We start from the raw sequence: 9,259 nt of genomic DNA, 5'->3' as shown, positions 1-9,259 counted from the left end.
TTCGATTTCATCCGCTTCGGTGGGTCGTGACCGGAAACCCCCGCCGGTAACCGAGCCCACCTTCTACGGCGACCCGGTCGAACCGCCGACCGTGCGGCTGCCGGTCGTGGGCCCGCGGCGCGACCCGTCGGGCGCGTACCGGCCCGCCGACGGCGAATCCGCCTCCGCCGCGGACCATTCCGCCGACACCGGTAAACACCGCAAACAATCGTCCGCGGGCCTGGGCGGCATCGGCGGCATCATCCGCGACATCGGATTGGTGACCTTCGGCAAGTACGGCCAGTACGTCATCACCCTGGTCACCGTCCCGCTGCTGGCCCGCATGCTCGGCCCGCACGGCACCGGCCTGCTGGCCATCGGCATGTCCTCCTACTTCATCGGCTCGCTGCTGGTCGACCTCGGCGTCACCTCGTTCCTGGCCGCCAAGGTCCCCGAGGACGATCCGGGCCACCGCGAGGTGAACCGCTTGCGCGGCACCTATCTGGCCATCCGCGCCACCACCTTGACCATCATCGGCGCGGCCCTGCTGGTCACCATGGCCGTCGGGGTCTCCCCCAAACTGCACATGGTGTTACTGGGCCTGTTCGCCGGCGGCTTCTGGTCGGTGTCGGAGGACTGGCTGCTGATCGGCCAGGGCCGATTCGGGACCTCGACCATGTATCAGGGCGTGGGGCGCATCGGCTATCTGGTCTTGCTCGTCGCACTGCTACCGCGTTTCCCGAGCGCGTCCATGGCCGTGCTGTGCCTGCTCATCTCCTCGATCGCCACGGTCGCGCTGACCTGGTGGGATTCCTTCCGTCGGTTCGGCCCGCCCGCGCGGCCCCACGGGCTCAAGGCGGTATTGCGCATGGCCGCACCGATCTTCACCTCCCGGCTGCTGGTCACCGGCTACGGCCAGGGCTCGGCCGCGGTCTACGGCGCGGTGCTCGAGGCCGCCTCGCTGGGTCTGTACTCCGCGGGCGACCGCCTGGTCCGCGCGATCCAGTCCACCCTGGACCCGATCGGCTTCGCGCTGCTGCCGCGCATGGCCCGGCGCAGCGGCGACGATCAGTTCTGGCGCAATCAGATTCAGATGCTCGTCGGCAGCGTCACCCTGGCCTGCCTGGCGATGGTCTCGGTCTGGATCATGGCGCCGGCCCTGATCCACCTGATCTACACCGACGATTTCACCGGCGCGATCTCGCTGCTGCGGGTAGAGATCCTCATTCTGCCCGCCACCACCGTCACCTCGTACGTGACCACCGCCGTGCTGCCGGTCAAGCAGGACACCATCGGGGTGCTGATCGGCGCGATCATCGGAACCTGCGTCGCGGCGACGGCCTTGGTGGTGGCCATGCGCACCGGATCGGTGTGGAGCCTGGTCTATGGCACCGTTTCGGCGGAATTCGGTGTCGCGCTGTGGTACATCATCCGGGTGCGCTGGCTCATGGTCCGGGAACGGGCCCGGCGGGCAGGACCGATCGAACCGGCCACCGCACTGCTGACCAAGGGGGATGTGGCGTGAAGGTGCTCTTCGTCGGGGATGACTGGGTGGGCAGCAACGCGCGCTCGCTCGCCGACGGATTCCGGCAGGCCGGGCACGAGGTGGTGGTCATCGACACCACCGCGGTGACGCTGCCCGCGCGACTGTCGCCGCCCTGGGTGTACTCGAAGGTCGCGCACCGCCGCGCGCCCTGGGATGTGGAAGCCCTACATCACGAGATCGACAGCGCCGCGCGGACATTCGCGCCGGACATGTTGTTCGCCTTCAAGTCCGTGCACCTGGATCAGCAGCGGCTGCTCGGCGCCCGCGCCAGTCTGCATGTGCACTACAGCCCCGACGACGTCTCCAATCCGTACAACACCAGCCCGGAGTACCTGGAGCACGAGTCCGCATGGGACCTCATCGTCACCACCAAATGGCACAACGTGCCCGAGCTGACCGCACGCGGCGCGCGGAACGTGAAATTCGTTCGTAGTGCTTATGATCCGGCGCTGCACCACATCACCGCGCGCCGCACCGTGCGCCGATTCCTGCTCGGTTTCATCGGCGCGGTCCGGCCTGACCGTCAAGACCTCTTGATCTCCCTGGCCCGAGAACACCACGGCGACATGCTGTTGCGCGGCCCCGGCTGGCGGCGGGTGCGCGCGCTGTGGCAGACCGGCGCGGACGTCGGCGGCCCGGTCTACGGCGAGCACTTCTCCGCCGCCGTCGCCGCGGTCACCGCCAACCTGGTGCTGCTCAACTCCGACAACCGCGACACCCACACCTGCCGCACCTTCGAAGTCCCCGCCGCCGGTGGGCTTTTCGTCGGCGAGCGCACCGACGAGCACGCCGAACTGCTGCAGGACGACACCGAGTGCTACCTGTTCTCCGGCCCCGCCGAACTGCGCGACATCCTGCGCCGCTGCACCAAATATCCCGAGCAGGCCGCCAAGGTCGCCGAGGCCGGCCACCACCGCATCGTCACCGGCGCGCACAGCTACGCCGACCGCGCCCGCGAGATCGTCGACGCCCTGGCATGAACGGGTCGGTCCGGGCGAAAAAGACCTTCCCGCAAGCGGGTAACGCCGCGGCCCGCCCGGCGGACATAAGGGGGTGATGGGAGAGTGATGGCCTCCGCGCAGTTCGCCGTATTCCTCGTCGCCGCAGCCCTGGCGACAATTGTCGTGGCCGCGATGTTCCTGCCCGGCGTGGCCCGGGTGTTCCTCATCGCGCAGACCGCGCACTGGTCGCTGTCGTTCATCGCGCGGCCGGTGGTGCTGCTGTGGGTCAAACCCATACCCGGCTTCGGCGACAACGTGCCCGATCCACGGCTGTACGAGTACGGCTACGACGACGGCATCGCCGCGGTACTGCGCCCGGTGATCTTCGGCCTGTGGTTCTACGCGGGCCTGATCATCGCCTATGTCCTGTGGGTGCGCACACGGCCACCGCGCACGACGCCGCGCACCGCGCCCTTCGCGGGCGATCCGGTCTTCATCCAGACCTTGTTCCTGCTCTACGGCGTCGGCACCCTGGGCCGGCTGGCCGCCTACGCCACCGGCTCCACCGGCAAGGCCGGCGAACTCGAGAGCCCCAACCCGCTGATCAATCTGGTCACCATTCTGGCCACCCTGGGCGCGGTCGGCCTGATCGTGTTCTTCCGCAGCGATTCCGGCCGCACCACGCTGCTGGTGGTCGGCGCGCTCACCGGCGGCGAACTGCTGTGGACGGCGACCGTGCAGTCCAAGACGCCGATCATGGGCGCGGCCCTGGCCATCGCCGTGCGTTTCGCCATGACCGGCTGGACCCGGCGCAATGTGATCGGTGTGCTGAGCATCATCGCCCTGGCGCTCGGCGGGTTCGGCTGGCTGCAGTCGCTCAAGACCGATTCCGCCGCCAAAGCCGAAGCGGCGCAGGTGGATGCGCAGTATCCGGCGGTGGTGCACCCGTTCCTGAGCATGCTGCGCCGCTTCGATCTGCTCGAGGCCGCCACCGACGCCTGGTTCGCGGGCCCGCACTCGTGGCTCACGCCGCAGCAGGTGGCGGTGCACGCCTTCCAGAGCCTGATCCCCACCCAGCTGCTGGGCGCGGAGAAGTTCCGCTCCGGCGCGGCCTGGGCCGAGCAGGTGCGCGGCGGATCGGTGGACATGTCGACGGTGGAGGTGTCGCTGGCCGAGGGCAATATCAACGAGGGCTACGTGCTGGGCGGCTACCTCGGGGTCGCGGTGGGGGTCACGATCACCTTCGTGCTGCTGCTCGTCTGGATCCGGGCCCTCTACAGCAAGTACCTGGCCATGGCCATCCTGGGCCTGTCGGTGATCGAGGTCCCGGTGCTGTTCGAGCGCGGCATCCTCGGCACCGTCGAGATGCTCGGCAAATACCTGCAGGCCGTGGTGCTGGCCTGGCTGGCGTATCTGGTTGTTGGTGAATTCCGAAGACGAATGGAAAAGCTGCCGGGGGCCGGCGTTCCATCCGGGAAAACGAGGACAGCGCAATGGGTTTGATCGACTACTGGCGGCTGCTGCGGCGGCGCTGGCCGATAATCGTTGCCGCGGTGGTGCTCTGCACGGGGGCGGCCTACGGCTACGCGAGCACCCTGCCGACCGAGTACACGGCGACCAGTTCGGTGTACGTGTCCATGGCGACCGGAACCTCGGTCAACGACTCCTATCAGGGCGGACTGGCCGCGCAGCAGCGGGTGCGCTCGTATGTGGACCTGGCCAACAGCGTCACCGTCGCCACCTTCGTCCACGACCAGCTGGGTCTCGAGACCTCGGTGAACGATCTGCGCGGCCGCATCTCCGCGGTCTCGCCCCCGGCCACCACCATCATCGTCATCTCGGTGAAGGATTCCACCGCGGCCGGGGCGCGCACCCTGGCCGACGAGGTGGTCTCCCAGTTCCGCGCGCTGGTCTCGCGGCTCGAGGTCACCCAGAGCGACGCCGCGCCCGCGGCCCGCGCCGAGGTGATCGACAAGGCGCAGACCCCGGCCCAGCCCAGCGCCCCGCAGAAGAAGCGCTTCTACATCCTCGGCGTGCTGGCCGGGCTGATGCTCGGCGTGGGCGCGGCCGTCGTGCGCGACAAGCTCGACAAGCGGGTGCGCACCTCCACCGAGCTGGAAGCCTTTCTCCCGGTGCCGATCCTGGGCATCGTGGACGACGGGCGGCCCGGCGCGGCCGGGGAACTGCGGCGGTTGCGCACCCGGCTCACCGAGGATCCCGAACTGGTCAGCCTGCTGCTGACCTCACTGTCCCCGCATTCGGAACCGGACGTGGCGATCGGGCTGGCGCGCACCTTCGCCGACACCGGCGCGCGGGTGGTGCTGGTCGACGCCGACACCACCGGACACGGGTCCACCCGGCGTTCGCCCGCGGCCGCGGCGGCCGGGCTCGCGGAACTGTTGCGCAGCAACGGGAACCCCTCGGCGGCGGTGATGGCCTGGCCCGAGGTGGGGATCAATGTGCTGCCGCTGGGCGGCATGGATTTCCGCACCCCCGACCTGCTCGACTCGGAACGGTTCGCCGACATCATGTCCAAGCTGCGCAGCGAATTCGACCACATCATCGTGGAGTGCGCGCCGGTGACCGCGGCGGCCGACGCCATCGCGCTGGCGCGGCGCTGTGACTGCACCATCGGCGTGATCGAACTCGGCCAGACCACCTCCAATCAGGTGCGCGGCGCGGTGGCCACCTTCGGCCACGACAACAAGCGGCTGATCGGGACCGTGGTGTTCTCGCGGCCGCACAAGAGTGTCGGCGAATTGGTCCGGCATCCGCTCGATCTGGTCAAGCGGTGATCGAGGGTGGTGGGGGGACCGACCGTACGGAAGAAGACGCTGCGGCGAGTACCGGCGGCGGCGTGCGGCGACGGCGCATGCTCATGGCCGGGCTGGGGGCGGCGGCCATCCTGCCGGTGGCGGCGGCGTGCTCGACTGGTGGCTCCGGGGGCGACACCGAATTCCGGTCCCCGCACGTGACCGATCAGCCCTCCGCCCGCAATGTGAAGGATTTCGGCGCGGTCGGGGACGGCAAGGCCGACGACACCGAGGCTTTCGAGAAGGCCGCGGCGGTGAGCGGCCGTCCGCTGGTGCTCTACATCCCGGCCGGACAGTATTCGCTCACCCGTTTCCCCGCGCTGTCGGACTACGCGACGGTGCTCGGCGACGGCGCGGACGTCACCACCATCGGCTACGACGGCGACGACACCTTCATCGCGCTGCAGCGCAAACAGCGGGTCCGCTTCTCCCGCCTGGGCTTCTACTTCTCGGGCGCGAAGGCCACCGCGGTGCGGCTGTCGGAGTGCTTCCGCTGCACCTTCGACTCGGTGGTGCTGCGCGGCAATCACCTCAGCGACAACGCGCCCCGGTTCCAGGAGCAGCGGGGGCTGGTGCTCGACCGCAATACCGGCGGCACGACCGTCATCAACTCCGACATCAACAATTTCGGCTACGGAATCGTCACCTCCTGCATCCAGAACTATGTGACCTCGTCGAAGCTGACCAACAACCGCATCGGTGTGCTGGGCACCGGCGGCGACCACAATGCCGGATTGGCCCTGGCCAATGTGGAATTCGTCTCCGACAACGACCCTCGCACCACCGACAAGCACGTGTTCGTCGACGGCCCGGCCAATGACTGGTGGCTGACCAACGTGTGGTTCGAGGGCGCCGACACCGCGCTCACCATCGGCGGCCCGGCGGGCGGGCCCGCCCAGTTCGGCCTGGTCAACTGCAAGGTGGCCGCGCGCAAGGTGTGCCTGGACCTGATCCACTGCCGGCAGCCGTATCTGGCCAATGTGCAGTTCGATCCGGATCTGGACGCACCGCCGATCGAGGTGCGGGTCGATCCCAAGGGCGTGGCCGAGGGGACCGCCATCAACCTGATCTCCGGGTCGTTCGAGGACGTGGACCCCAAGTCCTTCCCCGACGGCTGGCACGTGATCGGGCGCGGGGCGATCCACGGGGCGCGGTTCGCCGGAACCACGGTGGCGCAGGCCTTCCAGCCCGGCACCGACATCCTCCAGGTCCAGGACCGGGACGGGACGGTGCTGTCGGCCGTATTGAACAGTGGGGCTTATCTTTCCGATCGCAGCGAAGGGGGAATCGTGTTGAAGGATTCGGCCGGGGTGTACTGGCGGATGTCGGTGGGCACCGACGGCGCGGTCAAGACCACGTCGCTGGGAAAGCAGCGGCCCCACTCGTGAGCGGGAAGCCGGCAACGCTGCCCCTGGGCCCGGCGCGATTACACGGCAGCACCCTGCTGCTCCGGCTGCCGCGCTACACCGACTTCCCGCAGTGGCGGGCGCTGCGGCTGCGCGATCGGGCCTTCCTGGAACCGTTCTGGCATACCTCGACCCTGGGCTGGGCCGAACGGCACACCGAGAAGTCCTGGGTGCGTGAGTGTCTGGAGGCGTCGACCAATGCCCGCGCCGGACGGCGGGTGGCCACCGTCATCGAGATCGACGGCCGCTTCGCCGGACAGGTGGAGATCGGCAATATCGACGATCGCGCCAAACAGGGCGAGATGGGGATCTGGATCGACGCGCGGCTGGGGCGGCACGGCTTCGGCGGCATCGCGGCGGGCCTGATCCTCGACTTCGCCTTCGACGCACTGGGTTTGGAGCGGGTGAACGCGCCGATCTCGCCCGGGAACGCGGCCGCCACCAATGGCGCGGCGCAGATCGGGTTCGTGCGCGAGGGCCGCATGCGGCTGCACTTCGACGTCGGCGGCGCGCGGGCCGATCACGATCTGTGGTCGATGACGCGGGCGGAGGTACCGCCCAAGGGGTTCACCGAGATGTGGACCGAACGGACCCTCGAACACCGCACCCCGCCCCCGCCGCCCCGGTCAGGCGACACGGAGCGAGAACCGGTAATACCGAATGCCGCAACGGTTTTCGGTGTCCAGGCCCGCTATCGCGCCGGGCAGGTGTGGCGGGCCGCGCAGCGGCTGCTGCCCGCCCGGCCCGTGACCTTGCCGCTGCCCGGCCACGACGGGGTGGTGCTGCGTTCGGCACAGCCCGGCGACGGTCCGGCGCGGGCCGCGGCACTGCGTAACGCGGGACCCGCGGCCGCCGACGGAATCGGTAGCAGCGGAACGGCGTGGCTACGCGAGATCGCCCTCAGCGCGGCGGGCGTCCGCTCCCCCGCCGGTCTGCTGTTCGTCCTCGACGTCGCGGGCGCCTACGCCGGCACCGCCCGGCTGTTCGACCTCGACCTGTTCGATCGCAATGCCCGGATCCAGCTGTGGGCCGACCCCGGCCGCGCCGACGACGCCGTGCGCACGGCCGCCACCCGGGCGTTGCTGGCCTACGCCTTCGACCGCCTCGGACTGTTCCGGGTCAGTACCGCCGTGGCGGCGACAGACACCACCTCGGCCGCCGTCGCCGCCGACGCGGGCCTGCACAAGGAGGGAACCATGCGCAGCTACACCGGATTCGACGGACACCGCGGCGACCACGACCTGTGGGCCATCACCGCCGGGGGTGAGCACGATGCGTGACTACCGGCGCAGTAACGCGATGCAGGCGCGCCTGCACGAACTGGTCCCGGGCGGCGCGCACACCTACGCCCGCGGCGCGGACCAGTATCCCGAGGACATGGCCCCGATCCTGGTGCGCGGCAGCGGCGCCCGGGTCTGGGACGCCGACGGCAACGAATACGTCGAGTACGGCATGGGCCTGCGCTCGGTGACCCTCGGCCACGGCTTCGCGCCGGTGGTCGACGCGGTCGCGCGCACCATCGCCGACGGCGTCAACTTCTCGCGGCCCACCGAGCTGGAACTGGCCGCGGCCGAGGACTTCCTGAGCCTGGTGCCGGGCGCGGACATGGTGAAGTTCGCCAAGAACGGCTCCGACACGACCACCGCCGCCGTTCGGCTGGCGCGTGCGGCGACCGGGCGGGAGCAGGTCGCGATCTGCGATCAGCCGTTCTTCTCGGTCGACGACTGGTTCATCGGGGTGACGGAGATGAACGCCGGGATCCCGGCGGCCCCGACGGTGAAGTTCCGCTACAACGACCTGGAATCGCTGGAAGCCGTGCTGCGCGGCGTGGACATCGCGTGCGTCATCCTCGAACAGGCTACGGCCCTGGCCGATCCCGCGCCGGGCTTCCTGGAAGGCGTGCGCGCCCTGTGCGACCGCTACGGCACGCTGCTGATCTTCGACGAGATGATCACCGGGTTCCGCTGGTCGGCCGGTGGGGCGCAACAGCTCTACGGCGTGGTGCCGGACCTGTCGTGCTGGGGCAAGGCCATGGCCAATGGCTTCCCGCTCTCGGCGCTGGCCGGGAAACGCGAGTACATGGAGCTGGGCGGGCTGCGCACCGACGCCGACCGGGTGTTCCTGCTGTCCACCACGCACGGGCCGGAAACCGCGTCGCTGGCGGCCTTCCGGGCCGTGGTCGAGACCTACCGCGCCGGTGATCCCGTGGCGCGCATGGAGGAATCCGGTCGCCGCCTGGCCGCCGGGGTGAACGCCATCGCCGCCGATCTGGGTATCTCCGACTATCTGGAGGTGGCGGGCCGGCCGTCGTGCCTGGTGTTCCTCACCCGGGACCCGGAAGGCGTTCCGTCCCAGCCGTTCCGGACCCTGTTCCTGCAGGAGCTGCTCGATCGCGGGGTGCTGGGCCAGTCCTTCGTGAACTCCGCCGCCCACACCGACGCCGATATCGACCACACCGTCGACGCCTGCCAGTCGGCGGCCAAGACCTACCGCAAGGCGCTCGAGCAGGGCACGGTCGCGGGGCTGCTCGCCGGGCGGCCGGTGGCCCCGGCGCTGCGGCGCACGGCCGCACCG

General features: G+C 69.7%; 7 protein-coding genes. All 7 read left to right on the top strand.

The annotated features are described in order from the left end of the window. Window positions 1-220 precede the first annotated feature (220 nt). The gene (locus ACWELJ_RS31760; RefSeq protein ID WP_452369772.1) at window positions 221-1,504 is read left to right on the top strand and encodes an oligosaccharide flippase family protein; all 1,284 of its coding nucleotides are present in this window, start codon (window positions 221-223) and stop codon (window positions 1,502-1,504) included. Further along, on the top strand, window positions 1,501-2,505 hold the full coding sequence (locus tag ACWELJ_RS31755; RefSeq protein WP_452369770.1) for a CgeB family protein: 1,005 nt from the start codon (window positions 1,501-1,503) through the stop codon (window positions 2,503-2,505). Before ACWELJ_RS31760 ends, ACWELJ_RS31755 begins: the two co-directional genes overlap by 4 nt. An 87-nt stretch (window positions 2,506-2,592) precedes the next feature. Further along, entirely contained in the window at window positions 2,593-3,969 is a 1,377-nt protein-coding gene (locus ACWELJ_RS31750; RefSeq protein WP_452369769.1) for a hypothetical protein, read from the top strand. Beyond that, window positions 3,960-5,261 carry a Wzz/FepE/Etk N-terminal domain-containing protein gene (locus ACWELJ_RS31745; protein WP_452369768.1) on the top strand — a complete coding sequence of 434 codons (1,302 nt, stop codon included), beginning with the start codon at window positions 3,960-3,962 and terminating at the stop codon, window positions 5,259-5,261. The genes ACWELJ_RS31750 and ACWELJ_RS31745 overlap by 10 nt, the downstream gene beginning before the upstream one ends. A 77-nt stretch (window positions 5,262-5,338) precedes the next feature. Next, a complete protein-coding gene (locus ACWELJ_RS31740) occupies window positions 5,339-6,667 on the top strand; it encodes a glycosyl hydrolase family 28-related protein (RefSeq protein WP_452369771.1) in 1,329 nt (442 codons plus the stop codon). After that, window positions 6,664-7,965: a GNAT family N-acetyltransferase gene (locus ACWELJ_RS31735; protein ID WP_452369767.1), complete on the top strand. Its 1,302-nt coding sequence runs from the start codon at window positions 6,664-6,666 to the stop codon at window positions 7,963-7,965. Before ACWELJ_RS31740 ends, ACWELJ_RS31735 begins: the two co-directional genes overlap by 4 nt. Next, a partial coding sequence (locus ACWELJ_RS31730) for a glutamate-1-semialdehyde 2,1-aminomutase (RefSeq protein ID WP_452369766.1) occupies window positions 7,958-9,259 on the top strand: 1,302 nt, incomplete at its 3' end. The genes ACWELJ_RS31735 and ACWELJ_RS31730, both read left to right, overlap by 8 nt.

The sequence above is a fragment of the Nocardia sp. NPDC004582 genome, from assembly GCF_053602115.1.
Note: the sequence above shows the minus strand (reverse complement) of the source record. Positions and strands in the feature narration are given on the sequence as shown.